Origin of the sequence: Vibrio sp. 10N.261.55.A10, from assembly GCF_041470825.1 — a bacterium.
Taxonomy (GTDB): domain Bacteria; phylum Pseudomonadota; class Gammaproteobacteria; order Enterobacterales; family Vibrionaceae; genus Vibrio; species Vibrio crassostreae_C.
Map to the genome: position 1 here is coordinate 75283 of NZ_JBFRNC010000030.1, position 17199 is coordinate 92481.

Genomic DNA, 17199 nt, shown 5'->3' on the forward strand with positions numbered 1-17199 from the left:
GTTCTTGATTGCTTCTTTGTTATTCCACCTTTCTCATATCAATTCCCAGAAAAGCCCCGTTTAAGTCACAGTTTAAATATCTAAAAATGACGTATTTGACAGATTTATGTGATCTGATAGGCGAATAATTAACCTTATGTGTGCGTTATCCGTAACAGAACCTTAAACAAAATTGACAAACTTTTACCAATCGAGATAATCCATGGGTCGGGATCACTATTCGCTGAAATCCTGTACGTATGTCAGGATGACGAAGAAAGGAAGCAACATGACTAATATTGGAAGCCTGCTAGGAGATGCGGCGACTCTAATGATAACGGGGATGTCCGTTGTCTTTATTTTTCTAACTATTCTAGTTTACCTCGTTCGGTTGATGTCAAAACTGGTACCAGAAGAAGTACCAGAGCCGATCGCAGCACCTAAAAAAATTCAAAAATCACAATCAAACCCTTCAGCTGTTAGTCCACAGGTAGTGGCAGCAATTTCGGCCGCGGTTCATCAATACCGTGCGTCTACTGCTAAGTAGCATTTAAAGGATTAAAAAGGAGTTTATGAGCATGTCTAAACCACTAGCTATCACAGATGTGGTACTTCGTGACGCGCACCAGTCACTATTTGCTACTCGTATGCGTATCGAAGATATGCTGCCAATTGCGGCAGAACTGGATAAAGTCGGTTACTGGTCACTTGAGACTTGGGGCGGCGCGACGTTTGATTCATGTATCCGTTTTCTTGGCGAGGATCCATGGGAGCGTTTGCGTGAGCTGAAAAAAGCGATGCCAAACACACCAATGCAGATGCTACTGCGTGGTCAAAACCTATTGGGCTACCGTCACTACGCGGATGATGTAGTAGAAAAATTTGTTGAACGTGCCCATAAAAACGGCATGGACGTATTCCGTATCTTTGATGCGATGAATGACGTGCGTAACTTTGAAAAAGCAGTGAAAGCAACGATCGACGTTGGTGGCCACGCTCAAGGTACGTTGTCTTACACAACCAGTCCGGTCCACAATTCAGATACTTGGGTTGATTTGGCTAAGCGCCTAGAGGACCTAGGTTGTCACTCACTATGTATCAAAGATATGTCAGGTTTATTAAAGCCGTATGAAGCAGAAGAGCTGATTACACGTATCAAAGCATCGTGTGACGTTCCTCTAGCACTGCATAGCCACGCGACAACTGGTCTATCGACTGCAACAGCGGTTAAAGCCGTTGAAGCGGGTATCGACATTCTAGATACCGCTATTTCTTCAATGAGCTGCACTTACGGTCATACGCCAACCGAAACGGTTGTTGCGATGTTAGAAGGTACAGAGCGAGACACGAATCTTAAACTAGACCAAATCGAACCCATCGCGGCTTACTTCCGTGATGTACGTAAAAAGTACGCGAAATGGGAAGGTCAGCTAAAAGGTGTCGATTCTCGCATCTTAATCGCTCAAGTTCCTGGCGGAATGTTAACTAACATGGAAGGCCAGCTTAAAGAGCAAGGCGCCGCCGATCGCATGGATGAAGTTCTAGAAGAGATCCCACGCGTACGTAAAGAGCTTGGTTACATTCCTTTAGTAACACCAACTTCTCAGATTGTCGGTACTCAAGCGGTTATTAACGTCTTAACGGGCGAACGCTATAAGAGCATCACGAAAGAGACTGCTGGTCTACTGAAAGGTGAATACGGTCAAGCTCCTGCTGAAGTGGATGCTGAACTGCAAGCGAAAGTTCTAGACGGTGCAGAGCCGATTACTTGTCGTCCTGCTGATTTACTTAAGTCTGAAATGGATACGTTAACGACGGATCTGTTAGAGAAAGCGAAATCAGAGGGTATCTCTCTAGCTGAAGATACGGTTGATGATGTACTGACTTACGCGCTCTTCCCACAAGTGGGTCTTAAGTTCCTTAAGAACCGTCGTAATCCTGAAGCATTTGAACCTGCACCAACGCTAGAAGTTGCGGCTCCAGTTGCTGCAGCTCCTGTACAAGCTTCTGGTGGTATTGAAAGCTACAGCGTGAAGGTTGATGGTCAAGTTTACGATGTTGAAGTTGGCCCACAAGGTGAACTGACATCGGTGGCGCCATCTGCAAAACCTGCTCAGGCTGCACCAGTAGCAGCGTCTGACGCTGAAGCGGTTCCAGCTCCATTGGCGGGTAACATCTTTAAAGTAAACGTTCAGGCGGGTACTGAGGTTTCTGAAGGCGACGTTCTACTAATCCTAGAAGCGATGAAGATGGAAACGGAAGTTCGTGCTGCTCGTGGTGGTATCGTTCAAGAATTGAATGTTAAAGAAGGCGATGCAGTTACTGTAGGCGCTCCACTACTAAGCTTAGCGTAAGGGAGTACCATGGAAGGATTGATGACCTTATGGTCTGAAACAGGGATTGCGAACTTTGAGTTCGGCCAGATCTGTATGATGCTGGTTGGTTGCTTACTGTTGTTTTTGGCAATTCGTAAAGGATTTGAACCGTTACTTCTACTGCCTATTGGTTTTGGTGCTGTATTAGCAAACATTCCAAATGCTGGGTTTACTGATCCAGGTGGTTTGCTCTACTACGTCTACTACATTGGTATTGAGACAGGTATTTTCCCACTGCTGATCTTTATGGGTGTTGGTGCGATGACGGACTTCGGTGCGTTGATTGCGAACCCTAAAACGTTGTGGCTAGGGGCTGCGGCTCAGTTTGGTATCTTCGCGACGCTATTTGGCGCGATCTTGCTGAACTACGTTCCAGGAATGGAGTTCTCGATGGCCGATGCTTCGTCAATTGCGATCATTGGTGGTGCCGATGGCCCAACTGCGATCTTCTTGGCGAGTAAGTTATCTCCGGATCTTTTAGGTGCCATTGCAGTAGCGGCTTATAGCTACATGGCTTTGGTTCCTATCATTCAGCCACCAATCATGAAAGCGTTAACGTCTCCTGAAGAGCGCAAAATTAAGATGGCTCAACTTCGTCACGTTAGCAAAGCCGAGAAGATTCTTTTCCCGCTTGCTGTACTACTGATGACGATTTTGTTCCTACCTTCAGCAACACCTCTAGTTGGTATGTTCTGTTTGGGTAACTTAATGCGTGAAGCGGGTGTGGTTGATCGCCTTTCAAAAACAGCTCAAAACGAACTGATTAACGTTGTAACTATTTTCCTAGGTCTAGGGGTTGGTTCTAAGCTTCAAGCGGATAAGTTCTTGAACTTAGAAACATTGGGTATTCTAGGTTTAGGTGCGGTCGCGTTCAGTATCGGTACGGCGGGTGGTGTATTGATGGCTAAGGTGTTGAACCGATTCTCGAAAGAGGACATCAACCCACTGATTGGCGCAGCTGGCGTATCAGCGGTTCCAATGGCGGCACGTGTTGTGAACAAGGTTGGTCTTGAGGCAAACCCTCAGAATTTCTTGTTGATGCATGCAATGGGCCCGAACGTAGCCGGTGTACTTGGTAGTGCGGTTGCGGCGGGTATTCTATTAGCTCTCGTGGGCTAGTGGATTTGCTGGGTCATGTATCGTTACGTTAATTGGTCGTCAATTTACGAATGAGCGGTTAACTTAGCCTTATTAAATGGTTTATAGTCAAAGGGATGCTTTCGCATCCCTTTCTTTTTATTAATTAGGGTGCTTGCTCACTAGGGCTTTTATCAATCAAGGAAATGTGGAAATGGAAAATAAACAGATTGCGATTACTCAATTCGGCGGCGTCGAAAACCTAAGTATTCAAACCAGTGCGATCCCTGAGCCTAAGGCTGGAGAAGTGGTGGTTAAAGTTTCCTTTTCAGGCATTAATCCGATTGATGTCAAAACCCGAGCGGGCCTTGGTTGGGCGGCAGCACAAAACAAAGGTAACCTACCTTGGGTACCTGGCTACGATATTTCAGGGCAAATTGTCTCGCTAGGCGAACAGGCTGAACGCTTTACTGTTGGTGATAACGTGGCTGGCTTTATTGGTTTTCCACTGCAAGGTGGCGGTTACAGCCAATATGTGTGTGTTCCAGAAGCGGCACTAAGTATGGTTCCTGATTCTGTCACTTTAGAAGCGGCAGCTGCATTACCACTCGCGAGTCAAACCGCGGCACAAGCGCTCAACAAAGCCGAAGTGAAAGAAGGCGACCGCGTGCTTATTTTAGCGGGCGCGGGCGGCGTTGGTCACCTTGCGGTTCAAATTGCAGTGGCAGCAAAAGCTGAGGTTTACACAACCTGCAGCGAAGCCAATCTTGATTACCTTGCGACGCTAGGTGCTCACGCGATTAACTATAAGTTTGCGCCAGCATCAGAAAGAGTATCAGATGTCGATGTGCTGATTGATTTGGTCGGTGGCGATACCGCGCTTGATGCATTGAAGTGCCTAAAAGATGGCGCGCGAGTAGTGACTGTGCCGACTCTATCTGCAGAACTTATCTGTGAGAAAGCAACACTATTAGGTTTTACTGCATCAGGCATGCTGGTTGAACCAAGCCCTGAGCAAATGGACACTATGCTTTACATGGTCAGTGTCGGATTACTCAAAACAGAAATTCAAGGTATCTACCAATTAGACGAGGCGCAGTCGGCGCACCTGCAGGTTGAAACCGGACACACCAGAGGCAAGGTGCTACTTAAAATGCAAGAAAGTTGATAGGCAGTGTTAGAATTTTTTAACTCCCTTTTTGAAAATATCGCGCTGTGGTTCTCGGACTCGGCGCTGTGGGTACTCTTCATTAGTGGCTTCTTGAGTGCCACGTTACTCCCCGGTGGTTCAGAAGCTAGCCTTGTGGCTGCATTGAGCTTAGATCAGTTTTCAACCTCATCGATCATTCTAGTGGCGACATTAGGCAATACCTTAGGCGGCCTGACTAACTATTGGATTGGTTTGTGGTTGCCTAATCGAACTCAATCTGAAAAGCATGGTCATAAGGCTATGGCTTGGCTGAGTCGCTATGGCTACTGGACACTGTTATTTAGTTGGTTACCGATCATTGGTGACCCTTTGTGTCTCGCTGCGGGTTGGCTAAGAATGAAATTCATCCCTAGCGTTATTTTGATAGCGATTGGCAAAGCCGCTCGCTATAGCTTACTTGCTGCTATCTACTTCGGTTTTTTCTAAGGAGAACCTATGAAAAAGGTTTTACTTGGTACATTTTCTCTTATCGCCATTGCTGGCTGTTCTTACAATGTACCTAGCTCAACGCCCTTCTTTTCCTCGTTACCTGAAGGTGTCACTCTGTTAGAAGAGGTTAAGCCCTCTAAAGATAAAGTAGTGATTCCTTACACCAAGTATCAGCTTGAAAACGGTCTGACAGTTATTCTTTCCCCTGATGATTCCGATCCGTTGGTGCATGTTGATGTAACTTATCACGTCGGTTCAGCACGTGAAGAGATAGGCAAGTCGGGATTTGCTCACTTCTTTGAGCACATGATGTTCCAGGGTTCAGAGAACGTTGGTGACCAACAGCACTTTAAGATCATTACCGAAGCGGGTGGCTCGTTAAACGGCACGACCAACCGTGACCGCACCAACTATTTTGAAACTGTTCCTTCTAACCAACTTGAAAAAATGCTGTGGTTAGAATCAGACCGAATGGGCTTCTTGTTGGATGCTGTTTCTCAGAAGAAATTTGAGGTTCAAAGAGGCACGGTCAAGAACGAGCGAGCGCAGAGCTACGAAAATCGTCCTTACGGCTTGATGTGGGAACGCATGGGCGAAGCGCTTTACCCTGAAGGTCACCCTTACTCTTGGCAACCAATCGGCTATGTTGAAGATCTTGACCGTGTTGACGTGAATGATCTTAAAGCGTTCTTCCTGCGTTGGTACGGCCCAAACAATGCCGTGTTAACGATTGGTGGTGATATCGACGTTGATGATACGCTAGAATGGGTTAACAAGTACTTTGGTCCAATTCCTCAAGGCCCTGAAGTGAAGGCGGCAGAGAAGCAACCTGCTGTTCTAAAAGAAGATAAGTACATCACCTTAGAAGATAATATTCGTCAGCCGATGGTGCTTGTGGGTTGGCCAACAACGTATCGCGGCGAAGAGACGCAAGCTTCACTGAATGCATTGTCTAACGTGTTAGGTTCAGGTACCAACAGTTATCTATATCAAAACCTAGTAAAAACGCAGAAGGCAGTCAGCGCTGGATCTTTCCATGATTGTGCTGAGCTTGCTTGTACCATGTACGTGTATGCAATGGGCAACTCAGGTGAAAAAGGCGATTTGACGGTTCTCAATAAAGAGCTGATGGATACCCTGGAGCAATTCTCGAAAGAGGGCGTTGAGCAAGAGCGTTTAGACCAGATCACTGGCATGGCCGAAGCGAATGCTGTTTTTGCATTGCAAAGCGTTAAAGGTAAGGTGTCGCAACTCGCGTCGAACCAAACCTTCTATGGTCAGCCTGATCGCATTGAATCACAACTCGATCAAATCCGAGCGGTGACGCCTGAGAGCGTGAGCAAGGCATACCAAGATTTCATCGAAGGTAAGCACAAGGTTACCTTGAGTGTGGTTCCTAAGAAAAAGCTCGATTTGGCGGTTCGTGAAGCGACCTTTACCACGCCACCACGTACGTTGCCGGAATACAGCAAGGTGACGGAAGATCAACTGGATTTCAGAAAGGCACCGGATACCTTTGATCGCAGTGTGATGCCAGAAGTGAACTTTGGTGTTGAGGCGACCATGCCTGAGTTGTACCGCATGCACTTTGCAAATGGCACTGACTTAATTGGTACCGTGACCAGTGAAACGCCGACAGTACAGCTGCAAATTCAATTGCCTGCAGGCGAACGCTATGTTCGCAAAGGGCAAGAAGGCCTAGCGAACCTAACGGCTTCGATGATGGAAGAAGGCTCAACTAAACGAACCGTTGAAGAGTTACAAGCGACCTTAGATAAACTTGGTAGCAGCGTGAGCATTAGTGCGGGCAGCTACACCACAGATATTTCAGTCTCGACGCTAGAGAAAAACTTGCCTCAAACCTTAGCGATTGTGCAAGAGGTTCTATTCGATCCTAAGTTCGATGAGCAAGATTTTGAGCGCGTTAAGAAACAGATGCTAGAAGGCGTTGTGTATCAGCATCAGCAGCCAAGCTGGATGGCTTCTCAAGCAACCCGTGAAGTGCTGTTTGGTGACACTGTTTTTGCTCGTGCAAGTGATGGTACTAAGGAATCTCTATCGAAATTGACCTTAGACGATGTGAAAAAATTCTATGCGCAACATTACACACCAGAAGGTGCCAATATTGTTGTGGTGGGAGACATCTCGAAGAAAGAGGTAGGGAAACAGCTACAATTCTTTGAAGAGTGGCAAGGCGATGCGGCACCATTAACGCGTCCACAGATCGTCAAAGAGCTTTCTGGTCAGCACCTGTACTTAGTTGATAAACCGGGTGCGCCGCAAAGCATTGTTCGCTTGGTTCGTAAGGGCCTGCCGTTTGATGCGACGGGCGAATTGTATTTGAGCCAGTTAGCTAACTTTAACTTAGCGGGCAACTTCAATAGCCGTATCAACCAGAACCTACGTGAAGACAAAGCCTACACTTACGGTGCAAGCGGTTACTTCGCAAGTACTCGTGAAACTGGCGCAGTGGTATTTAGCGCGCAGGTAAGGGCGAATGCGACGGTTCCATCGATTCAAGAGTTTATTAATGAGCTGAATGAGTTTAGCCAAAGTGGATTAACTGACGAAGAGGTGAAATTTATGCGCCTTGCCGTCGGTCAACAAGATGCACTTAAATACGAAACGCCAAGTCAAAAGGCGGGGTTGTTGAGTAATATTGTTGCATTGAGCCTTGATGAAGATTACCTACAACAGCGTAATCAGATAGTTGAAACGGTTTCAAAAGAGACCTTAAACGAGCTATCTAAGAAATGGTTTGACCCGAATGATTATCAAATAATCGTTGTTGGTGACGCGACTTCGCTTCGCCCGCAATTAGAAAAGTTAGATATTCCAATAGAAGAGCTTGAAATCATTCGTTAGAGTACACATTAAAGGGGGAGGGAAGAGACTCTACTTTTCTCCTCCAACCTAATTTATGATAGTTCTAATCAGAACAATATAAGATAAGTGAACTGAATTTTGACTGATTTTGCTGCGCGACTAAAGCAAGTTGCAACCAACCCTAAGACCTTCTCTCAATTTGGTCGTGGTGTTGAAAGGGAAACATTACGCTACACGGAAGATGGGCACCTTGCTACTGGGCCGCACCCTGAGGCTTTGGGATCTGCGTTGATGAACGAATGGGTAACGACCGATTTCTCTGAGTCGCTACTGGAATTTATCACGCCTGTTTCTAACGACGTTCCGACGCTTTTGAATCAGTTGTCTGATATCCACCACTTCACGCAAACCAAGTTAGACGGCGAAAAACTATGGCCGCTTTCTATGCCTTGTTACGTTGGCAGTGAAGATTACATTCAGCTAGCGCAATACGGCACCTCGAATAACGGTAAGATGAAGACCCTATATCGTGAAGGCCTAAAACGTCGTTACGGTAGCCTGATGCAGATTATCTCTGGTGTTCACTTCAACTTCTCTTTCCCAGAAAGCTTTTGGGATAGCCTGTTTGGAGAGCAAACTGAAGAAGCGCGTTGTGAATCTAAGTCAGATGCTTACTTTGGTTTGATTCGTAACTACTACCGCTTTGGTTGGTTAATCCCATACTTCTTCGGTGCTTCACCTGCGCTATGTTCTTCTTTCATCAAAGGAAGAGAGACAAACCTGCCTTTTGAAAAGATTGGCGAGACACTGTATCTGCCAAAAGCAACGGCACTGCGCCTGAGCGACCTTGGCTACACGAACAGTGCGCAAAGTGTGTTGAAGATTGGTTTCAACAGCCTAGACCAATACCTTGAAGGTTTGAATCAAGCGATTCGCACACCATCAGAAGAATTTGCCGAGATTGGCACTAAGGTTGATGGTGAATACCGTCAGTTGAATAGCAACGTACTGCAAATTGAAAATGAGCTTTACGCTCCAATCCGCCCTAAGCGTGTCGCGAAGAGTGGTGAGAAACCATCTGAAGCATTGGCACGCGGTGGTGTTGAGTACATCGAGGTGCGTTCTCTCGATGTAAACCCATTCAGCTCAATTGGTATCAATGAGCAGCAGGTTCGCTTCCTAGACTTATTCCTAACGTGGAGTGTGCTAACGGACTCTGCTGAGATGGATAACTGCGAGCTTGAATGCTGGCGCGATAACTGGAACAAGGTGATCCTACAAGGTCGTCAGGTTGGTCTAGAGCTGCAAATCGGTTGTCATGGTGAGCGATTGTCTCTGCAAGATTGGGCGAAGCGTGTCTTCAAAGATCTGCGCTCTATTGCCGAGATGATGGACGCTGAACAAGGTGGTCGTGCATACCAAGAAACATGCGATACGCTTGAGGCTTGGATTGATAACCCTGAGCTAACTATTTCTGGCCAGTTGCTAGAAGAGACCAAAAAATTGGGCGGCTTAGGTAAAGTGGGTTGCGCGTTAGGTAAAACGTACGCTCAGCAACACAAAGCGCACCAATACAAAGTATATTCAGCTGAGTTGATGGAAGCAGAAGTTCAACGTTCTGTGATTGCTCAGCAACAAAGTGAAGAAGCAAGCACTCAAGATTTTGATAGCTTCTTAGCGGATTATTTTTCGTATTTAAAAGCATAGCGAGACTTTGGTGGAAAGGAAGCAAGCCTTATTAGGTCAGCCTACTCGAGTGAGTAGTAAATGGTTACCTGTAGTGACTGTTGGTGTTGTCTCTAGCCTGTTGGTTGGATGTGCAACGCCACCGCCAAAGCAGCAAGATAATTTGTGTAGCATCTTTCGAGAGCACCCTTCATGGTATGAAGATGCCTTGGATATGCAAGAAGAATGGGGAACGCCGATTAACGTTGCGATGGCTTTTGTGAAACAAGAGAGTAGCTATCGTCATGATGCGCGCCCACCTAAAGATTACATTCTTGGCTTTATACCGTGGGGGCGTGTAAGCAGTGCCTACGGTTATGCACAAGCTCAAGATCCTGCTTGGGAAGACTTCCAAAAGGCGACCAATAACGGTGGTTCAAGAACCAACTTTGATGATGCATTGATGTTCATCGGTTGGTATACCAGCGAGACGCGTCGTCAATTGGGCATCTCACTATGGGACCCATATAACCAATACCTGGCTTATCATGAAGGCCGTGGTGGTTATAAGCGCAAGTCATACAACAGCAAGCCATCGCTAATTAAGGTGGCGCGCAAAGTCGAACAGCAAGCAAAAGATTATGGATGGCAGCTGAAACAGTGCCGCAAAGAACTAGAAGACAATCGAAGCTGGTTTTTCTAAAGCCAGCCGTCATGGAGAAGAGCAATGCCTTTATTAGATAGTTTCACTGTTGATCACACACGCATGAACGCACCTGCCGTTCGTGTTGCTAAAACAATGCAAACCCCAAAAGGGGATACCATCACTGTGTTTGACCTGCGTTTTACTGCGCCAAACAAAGACATCCTATCTGAGAAAGGTATCCATACTCTAGAGCACCTATATGCTGGTTTCATGCGTAATCAATTGAACGGTTCAGATGTAGAGATCATCGATATCTCACCGATGGGCTGTCGCACTGGTTTCTACATGAGCCTGATTGGTACGCCTACAGAACAACAAGTGGCTGACGGTTGGTTGGCAGCGATGCAAGACGTACTGAAAGTTGAGAACCAGAATAAGATCCCTGAGCTGAACGAATACCAATGTGGTACCGCGGCAATGCACTCTTTGGATGAAGCGAAAGAGATCGCGAATGCGATCATCGCTGCAGGCATCTCTGTAAACAAGAATGATGAACTGGCACTGCCAGAGTCTATGCTGCAAGAGCTTAAGATCGACTAGTCATTGATAGCTACCCTAGATAGGGCGAGTTAGATACTAAAAGGCCCGGTTCAATGAACCGGGCCTTTTTCGTCAACGTATTTTAGGGCGAGACAGAGATTCAGTGATAACTCAGTTAGCCGTTCACGATCTGTGGGAACACGCGAACCAGTTTGATGCGGTTCTCTTCAAGCTCAACAATTTCCATTGGGTGGCTGGCAACCTGAACACTCAGGTGACTCTCAGGAATATCTTCAAGATGTTCCAGTATCAAACCATTCAGCGTTCTTGGGCCATCGGTAGGCAGTGCCCACTGTAAGCCTTTGTTGATATCTCGGATATTGGCACTGCCTTCAATCAAGAAGCTGCCATCGCTTTGCGGAGTAATCTCTTCAGATAAGCTTGGGGTGATTGAGGTGGTAAACTCACCTACGATCTCTTCTAGAATATCTTCTAATGTAACCAAACCATTGATGTCGCCATACTCATCAACAATCAAACCGATGCGCTGCTTATTGCGTTGAAACTTAAGCAGTTGAATATTGAGTGGTGTCGCTTCAGGAATAAAGTAGATCTCATCCGCGGCACGCAACAGGGTTTCTTTATTGAATTCGTTCTTTTCAAGCATCAGACGGTAAGCTTCACGCAGCCTAAGCATGCCGACCACTTCATCTATTTGGTCACGGTACAGCACTACGCGACCATGAGGCGAGTGGGTAAGTTGACGAACGATCGATTTCCAGTCGTCATTGATGTCGATACCAGTAATCTCATTACGCGGCACCATGATGTCGTTCACGGTGACGTGCTCTAAATCCAGAATAGACACCAACATATCTTGGTGACGTTGAGGGATTAAGCTACCGGCTTCATTTACCACGGTTCTAAGCTCTTCTGAACTCAAGTGGTCGGTTGCATCATGGCTGGCTTTAACACCTAAGATACGAATGAAGCCGTTGGTAATGAAGTTCACTAAGATCACCAATGGTGACAGCACCTTCATCAGTATCATCAAAAGGATACTGCTCGCGTAAGAGACACGTTCAGGAAATAGAGAAGCGATGGTTTTTGGTGTTACCTCGGCGAATACGAGGATCACGAGAGTTAGGGTACCAGTAGCGATAGCCACACCGATATCCCCGTAGATGCGCATACCAAGAATAGTAGCGATCGCAGATGCAAGAATGTTGACGAGATTGTTGCCGATGAGGATGAGGCCAATCAATCTGTCTGGGCGGTTCAGAAGTTTTTCTACACGTTTGGCACCTTTATGACCCGTATTGGCCAAGTGCTTTAAACGGTAGCGGTTCAGGGACATCATGCCCGTTTCGGAACCAGAGAAATAACCAGAAATTACAATGAGACACGCGAGTAGCGCAAATAAGATACCCGTTGATATGTCGTCCAAAACTATTCTTTTCCTATTTGTGTATCTTGATTAATTTATGACCGAACATGGTCGAGATGTCAATTGAATGTATTGCACTCAATATTTTAAAGGCAAGGTATGTGAGACCTTGCCTTTATTTTACAGACTAGTTCAGGATGATTTCCTGGACGAAGCGGCTACCGAAGTAGGCTAATGTGAGCATGCTGGCGCCGGCCAGTGCGAACCAAGTGACTTTCTGTCCACGCCAACCTTTCTGATAGTGACCCCACAGAAGGATGGAGTAGATAACCCAAGCGATAAAAGACAACACAGCCTTGTGTGCCTTTCCTTGAGCAAACATATCTTGCACGAAGATGAGACCCGTTAACAAGGTACCTGTTAATAAGCCATTACCAATCAAAATGATCTTGAAAAGTTGTCTTTCCACCATCATTAAAGGAGGTAGGTTAGGGTTTATCACTAAGGCTTTTTTCTTTTTAAGTTTGTGATCTAGCCACGCAAGTTGCAGGGCGTATAGCGCACCGATAGTTAACGTTGCGTATGAGAATAGAGCCAAAGAGATGTGCACGAGCAGTTTTGGGTCATTCTCTAGATGTTTGATGAAGGTACTTGGAAGAAACGTTGCTGCCATGAGGTTAAGCGCTGCGAAACTATAAACAACAGGCAAGATGAACCACAAGCGGGTTTTGAGCATTGCACCGCTCATTACCACAGATATGATTAAACTGATTAATGAAGCAACGTTCAAGATACTGAGGTTTTGGCCACTGGCATTAAAAATCAAATCGCCAAGCAACCAAGCATGGAAAGCTAGAGCAAGTAATGCGCTGATAAACACCGTTTTTACACGGATTCCTGTTTGGTGCACGAGACCTGGAATGATCGTGGAAATCGCCATTGTATAAAGAAAGGCTGCTGCGATCGCAATAAGACTGTCCATGGTATCCATTTTAATGATTACTAATTGGCGAATTATACCTCGCATCGCTCTTTGGGGCTATGGCGAACCTCATTCAATTCCAAGTGAATAATGTCTCACATCACAAGCACGGATGATTAACGCTCTACAACGGGTATGACTCTAATCCGCGCTAATGTATACTCACAGTAATAGTCGCAGTTTTGAGCGAAGAGAAAACTATGTTTGATAATTTAACGGATCGTCTATCCAAAACGCTGAAGAACATCAGCGGTAAAGGTCGTCTGACCGAAGACAATATTAAAGAGACGCTGCGTGAAGTACGTATGGCGCTACTTGAAGCCGACGTTGCACTGCCCGTTGTCCGCGATTTTGTTAAGCGCGTAAAAGAAGGCGCTGTGGGTGTTGAGGTTTCTAAATCTCTAACGCCTGGTCAAGAATTCATTAAGATCGTTCAAGCTGAACTTGAAGCGGTAATGGGTGAGTCTAACGAGGCTCTTAACCTAGCAGCGCAGCCGCCAGCCGTTATCTTAATGGCGGGTCTACAAGGTGCGGGTAAAACCACATCGGTAGGTAAGCTATCTAAGCTTCTAACTGAGCGTGACAAGAAGAAAGTCTTGGTTGTGTCTGCCGACGTTTACCGTCCAGCGGCGATCAAACAGCTTGAAACGTTAGCAAGCGATGTTGGCGTAGACTTCTTCCCATCTTCAGCTGATCAAAAGCCTCTTGATATTGCAAACGCTGCAATCGACCACGCGAAGAAGAAATTCTACGACGTGCTACTTGTCGATACTGCGGGTCGTTTGGCTATCGATGAAGAGATGATGGGCGAGATCAAAGAGCTTCATACTGCAATTAAACCAGTAGAGACACTGTTCGTTGTTGATGCAATGACAGGTCAAGATGCTGCGAACACTGCAAAAGCCTTTGGTGATGCGCTACCACTAACCGGTGTTATCTTGACGAAAGTTGATGGTGATGCGCGTGGTGGTGCTGCTCTGTCTGTTCGTCATATCACAGGCAAGCCGATTAAATTCTTGGGTGTTGGTGAAAAGACTGACGCACTAGAACCGTTCCACCCAGATCGTGTTGCTTCTCGTATCTTAGGTATGGGCGACGTACTGTCTCTTATTGAAGACCTACAGAAAAACGTTGATACCGAGAAAGCAGAGAAACTGGCTAAGAAGTTCAAAGAGAAGAAAGGCTTTGACCTTGAAGACTTCCGTGAACAACTAGGTCAGATGCAAAACATGGGCGGCATGATGGGCATGATGGATAAGCTTCCAGGCATGTCTCAGCTACCAGATAACGTTAAAGATAAAGTTGATGACAAGATGTTCAAGCAAATGGAAGCGATCATCAACTCTATGACCATGAAAGAGCGTCAACGCCCTGACCTAATCAAAGGCTCTCGCAAAAAGCGTATTGCCGCTGGTTCTGGTACACAGGTACAAGATGTAAACCGTATGCTTAAGCAGTTCACCCAAATGCAGAAGATGATGAAGAAGATGCAGAAAGGTGGCATGAAAGGCATGATGCGCAACATGCAAGGCATGATGGGCGGCGGTGGAGGTATGGGCGGAATGGGTGGTGGCTTTAACCCGTTTGGTCGATAATCTACAAATGTAAGCTTTAGCTACGTTACTTTTCATAGTGTTAGCCGTGTCACAGAAAGTGTACGGCAGCTATGTTGGTGAAAAAATAGCTAAAGCCCTTGCATTGCACCGGAATAAGAGTAAAATTCCGGGGCTTTAATTTGGCACGAGACCCCAAGCTATTTACTTATACTTGGGGTTAATTATTTTATTAAGAAAGCAAAGAGGACGACATGGTAACCATTCGTTTGGCACGTCACGGTGCAAAGAAGCGCCCATTTTATCAAATCGTAGTTGCGGATAGCCGTAACGCTGCAACTGGCCGTTTCATCGAGAAAGTAGGTTTCTTTAACCCTACAGCTCAAGGTCAAGAAGAAGGTCTACGTCTAGACCTAGATCGTGTTAACCACTGGGTTGGTCAAGGCGCATCTCTATCTGATCGTGTAGCTAAGCTAGTTAAAGACGCTCAAAAAGCGGCTTAATTCTTTTTTAAAGAGAAATAGCTTATGTCGATGAAGGGTAAAGAAACTATGAGCGAGCAAAATAATAGAATTGTCATGGGTAAACTTGGGTCTACCTATGGTATTCGTGGCTGGCTCAAAGTGTTCTCCTACACAGACAATGCTGAAAGCATATTTGATTACAGCCCTTGGTATTTAAACCTAAAGGGTAAGTGGGTTGAGTACAAAGTTGAGAGCTGGAAACGTCATGGCCAAGGTTATGTATGTAAGCTAGCGGGATTAGATGTTCGTGAAGACGCGCAACTGATGACTAACTTTGAAATTGCTATTGACCCTGCTTCGTTACCTGAATTGTCAGAAGATGAATTCTACTGGCGCGAATTGTTCGGTATGCAAGTTTTTACCACTAAAGGTTACGACCTTGGTGAGGTCACTGACCTATTAGAAACTGGCTCGAACGATGTTCTAGTAATCAAAGCAAATCTTAAAGATGCTTTTGGCCAAAAGGAACGGTTAGTACCGTACCTTGAAGAGCAAGTGATCAAGAAAGTTGATCGCGAAGCTCGCCGGATCGAAGTTGACTGGGATCCTGGATTCTAACTCCAAATTACAGAGCGAGAGAACACATGTGGGTTGGCATTATTAGCCTTTTTCCTGAAATGTTCCGTTCTGTTACTGATTTTGGAGTAACAGGTCAAGCGGTTAAAAAAGGTCTTTTATCTATTGAGACATGGAATCCTCGTGATTTCACTCATGATAAACATCGCACTGTTGATGACAGACCTTACGGTGGTGGTCCTGGCATGTTAATGATGGTTCAGCCTTTGCGCGACGCTATCACAACGGCCAAGCAAGCAGCACCGGGAAAGACGAAAGTTATCTATCTTTCACCTCAAGGTCGTAAACTCGACCAGAAAGGTGTTGAAGAGCTGGCAACAAACGAGAATTTACTTCTTATTTGTGGTCGCTACGAAGGGGTAGATGAGCGCATCATTCAATCTGAAGTTGACGAAGAATGGTCGATTGGAGATTTTGTGATGACGGGTGGCGAACTGCCAGCCATGACGCTGATTGATTCAGTATCTCGGTTTGTTCCGGGTGTACTTGGAGATTTCGCTTCAGCAGAAGAAGATTCTTTTGCAAATGGTTTGCTAGATTGTCCCCATTATACGCGCCCTGAGGTGCTAGACGATAAAGATGTACCATCGGTACTCAAGTCTGGAAACCATAAGGATATTCGTCGCTGGCGATTAAAACAATCGTTGGGCCGAACTTGGCTAAGAAGACCAGAACTCCTGGAAAACCTAGCTCTGACTGACGAACAGGAACAATTACTGGCTGAATTCATTAAAGAGCAACGCTCTTAACGAAAAGCAAGCAGTAACCTATTAAATTTAGTATCAGTTTATTCTAGGAATTTATACAAATGAGCAACATCATCAAGGCTCTTGAAGAAGAGCAACTAAAATCAGACCTTCCTAAATTCGCACCAGGTGACACTGTTGTAGTTCAGGTTAAGGTAAAAGAAGGTGACCGTGAGCGTCTACAGGCTTTCGAAGGCGTTGTAATCGCTATTCGTAACCGTGGTCTACACTCTGCATTCACAGTTCGTAAGATCTCGAACGGTGAAGGCGTAGAGCGTGCGTTCCAAACTCACTCTCCAATGGTTGATAGCATCGAAGTTAAACGCCGTGGTGCAGTACGTCGTGCCAAGTTGTACTACCTACGTGAGCGTTCTGGTAAGTCAGCTCGTATTAAAGAGAAGCTTACTAAGAAGTAATTCTTTTTGCATTCTATCGATAAAAGCGGAGCCATTTGGCTCCGCTTTTTTGTGTCTGTTATTTGGAGTTTCGCAGGTAAGAGATCCCCAATTAGCTCATTCCTCGCTCTGGAGGATGACGGAACAAACCGAAACTCATATTTAACCGTCATTCCCTAGACTGACGAAGGAAGGAGTAGGGAATCTCTACTAACGCCGTGTTATAGGCAATAAAAAAGGATTGACGTTAAACGCCAACCCTTCAAAATCTACTCGCTACTCGCTACTC

Annotated in this window: 16 protein-coding genes; 14 read left to right on the top strand and 2 right to left on the bottom strand. The window is 45.8% G+C overall.

Features of this window, described 5'->3' with window-relative positions:
• Positions 1-268 precede the first annotated feature (268 nt).
• The 9 genes from AB4274_RS10115 to luxS all read left to right on the top strand — a co-directional run bounded on the left by AB4274_RS10115 (position 269) and on the right by luxS (position 10807).
• Positions 269-526 (top strand): oxaloacetate decarboxylase subunit gamma, encoded by a 258-nt coding sequence (locus tag AB4274_RS10115; RefSeq protein WP_004741884.1) that lies wholly within the window; start codon positions 269-271, stop codon positions 524-526.
• Between the two features lie 31 nt (positions 527-557).
• The gene (gene oadA / locus AB4274_RS10120; protein WP_017059560.1) at positions 558-2333 is read left to right on the top strand and encodes a sodium-extruding oxaloacetate decarboxylase subunit alpha; all 1776 of its coding nucleotides are present in this window, start codon (positions 558-560) and stop codon (positions 2331-2333) included.
• A 9-nt stretch (positions 2334-2342) separates the two neighbouring features.
• Positions 2343-3473 (top strand): sodium ion-translocating decarboxylase subunit beta, encoded by a 1131-nt coding sequence (locus AB4274_RS10125; RefSeq protein WP_029235759.1) that lies wholly within the window; start codon positions 2343-2345, stop codon positions 3471-3473.
• A 172-nt stretch (positions 3474-3645) separates the two neighbouring features.
• Positions 3646-4599 carry an NADP-dependent oxidoreductase gene (locus AB4274_RS10130; RefSeq protein ID WP_372111936.1) on the top strand — a complete coding sequence of 318 codons (954 nt, stop codon included), beginning with the start codon at positions 3646-3648 and terminating at the stop codon, positions 4597-4599.
• A gap of 6 nt (positions 4600-4605) precedes the next feature.
• Positions 4606-5067, top strand: a complete 462-nt coding sequence (locus AB4274_RS10135) for a YqaA family protein (RefSeq protein WP_017059555.1) — start codon at positions 4606-4608, stop codon at positions 5065-5067.
• Positions 5068-5076: 9 nt separating this feature from the next.
• Positions 5077-7935 carry a M16 family metallopeptidase gene (locus AB4274_RS10140; protein ID WP_372111938.1) on the top strand — a complete coding sequence of 953 codons (2859 nt, stop codon included), beginning with the start codon at positions 5077-5079 and terminating at the stop codon, positions 7933-7935.
• Between the two features lie 99 nt (positions 7936-8034).
• The gene (gene gshA / locus AB4274_RS10145) at positions 8035-9603 is read left to right on the top strand and encodes a glutamate--cysteine ligase (protein WP_017063229.1); all 1569 of its coding nucleotides are present in this window, start codon (positions 8035-8037) and stop codon (positions 9601-9603) included.
• Positions 9604-9613: 10 nt separating this feature from the next.
• A complete protein-coding gene (locus tag AB4274_RS10150) occupies positions 9614-10264 on the top strand; it encodes a hypothetical protein (protein ID WP_017629422.1) in 651 nt (216 codons plus the stop codon).
• Between the two features lie 24 nt (positions 10265-10288).
• A complete protein-coding gene (gene luxS / locus AB4274_RS10155) occupies positions 10289-10807 on the top strand; it encodes an S-ribosylhomocysteine lyase (RefSeq protein ID WP_017056597.1) in 519 nt (172 codons plus the stop codon).
• 115 nt (positions 10808-10922) lie between these two features.
• On the opposite strand, the gene AB4274_RS10160 is transcribed toward luxS, so the two are convergent.
• Together AB4274_RS10160 and AB4274_RS10165 are read right to left on the bottom strand one after the other, a co-directional pair.
• Positions 10923-12194, bottom strand: coding sequence for an HlyC/CorC family transporter (locus tag AB4274_RS10160; protein WP_017063233.1), 1272 nt, complete (start codon positions 12192-12194; stop codon positions 10923-10925).
• A gap of 127 nt (positions 12195-12321) precedes the next feature.
• A complete protein-coding gene (locus AB4274_RS10165) occupies positions 12322-13116 on the bottom strand; it encodes an inner membrane protein YpjD (RefSeq protein WP_019825854.1) in 795 nt (264 codons plus the stop codon).
• Positions 13117-13316: 200 nt separating this feature from the next.
• Here AB4274_RS10165 and ffh point away from each other — a divergent pair, with 200 nt between their 5' ends.
• The 5 genes from ffh to rplS all read left to right on the top strand — a co-directional run bounded on the left by ffh (position 13317) and on the right by rplS (position 16931).
• Positions 13317-14711: a signal recognition particle protein gene (gene ffh / locus AB4274_RS10170; RefSeq protein WP_010435884.1), complete on the top strand. Its 1395-nt coding sequence runs from the start codon at positions 13317-13319 to the stop codon at positions 14709-14711.
• Between the two features lie 212 nt (positions 14712-14923).
• Positions 14924-15172 carry a 30S ribosomal protein S16 gene (gene rpsP / locus AB4274_RS10175; protein WP_004410028.1) on the top strand — a complete coding sequence of 83 codons (249 nt, stop codon included), beginning with the start codon at positions 14924-14926 and terminating at the stop codon, positions 15170-15172.
• Positions 15173-15196: 24 nt separating this feature from the next.
• Positions 15197-15751 carry a ribosome maturation factor RimM gene (gene rimM / locus AB4274_RS10180; protein WP_017063236.1) on the top strand — a complete coding sequence of 185 codons (555 nt, stop codon included), beginning with the start codon at positions 15197-15199 and terminating at the stop codon, positions 15749-15751.
• Between the two features lie 26 nt (positions 15752-15777).
• A complete protein-coding gene (gene trmD, locus AB4274_RS10185; protein ID WP_017061056.1) occupies positions 15778-16518 on the top strand; it encodes a tRNA (guanosine(37)-N1)-methyltransferase TrmD in 741 nt (246 codons plus the stop codon).
• A 59-nt stretch (positions 16519-16577) separates the two neighbouring features.
• Entirely contained in the window at positions 16578-16931 is a 354-nt protein-coding gene (gene rplS, locus AB4274_RS10190; protein WP_004735514.1) for a 50S ribosomal protein L19, read from the top strand.
• Positions 16932-17199 lie beyond the last annotated feature (268 nt).

What these genes read in the sequence shown, in the direction of transcription:
- AB4274_RS10115 (WP_004741884.1), top strand. Translation starts at nt 269, where the DNA reads ATGACTAATATTGGAAGCCTGCTAGGAGATGCGGCGACTCTAATGATA.
- oadA (WP_017059560.1), top strand. Translation starts at nt 558, where the DNA reads ATGTCTAAACCACTAGCTATCACAGATGTGGTACTTCGTGACGCGCAC.
- AB4274_RS10125 (WP_029235759.1), top strand. Translation starts at nt 2,343, where the DNA reads ATGGAAGGATTGATGACCTTATGGTCTGAAACAGGGATTGCGAACTTT.
- AB4274_RS10130 (WP_372111936.1), top strand. Translation starts at nt 3,646, where the DNA reads ATGGAAAATAAACAGATTGCGATTACTCAATTCGGCGGCGTCGAAAAC.
- AB4274_RS10140 (WP_372111938.1), top strand. Translation starts at nt 5,077, where the DNA reads ATGAAAAAGGTTTTACTTGGTACATTTTCTCTTATCGCCATTGCTGGC.
- luxS (WP_017056597.1), top strand. Translation starts at nt 10,289, where the DNA reads ATGCCTTTATTAGATAGTTTCACTGTTGATCACACACGCATGAACGCA.
- AB4274_RS10165 (WP_019825854.1), bottom strand. Translation starts at nt 13,116, where the DNA reads ATGGACAGTCTTATTGCGATCGCAGCAGCCTTTCTTTATACAATGGCG.
- ffh (WP_010435884.1), top strand. Translation starts at nt 13,317, where the DNA reads ATGTTTGATAATTTAACGGATCGTCTATCCAAAACGCTGAAGAACATC.
- rpsP (WP_004410028.1), top strand. Translation starts at nt 14,924, where the DNA reads ATGGTAACCATTCGTTTGGCACGTCACGGTGCAAAGAAGCGCCCATTT.
- rimM (WP_017063236.1), top strand. Translation starts at nt 15,197, where the DNA reads ATGTCGATGAAGGGTAAAGAAACTATGAGCGAGCAAAATAATAGAATT.
- trmD (WP_017061056.1), top strand. Translation starts at nt 15,778, where the DNA reads ATGTGGGTTGGCATTATTAGCCTTTTTCCTGAAATGTTCCGTTCTGTT.
- rplS (WP_004735514.1), top strand. Translation starts at nt 16,578, where the DNA reads ATGAGCAACATCATCAAGGCTCTTGAAGAAGAGCAACTAAAATCAGAC.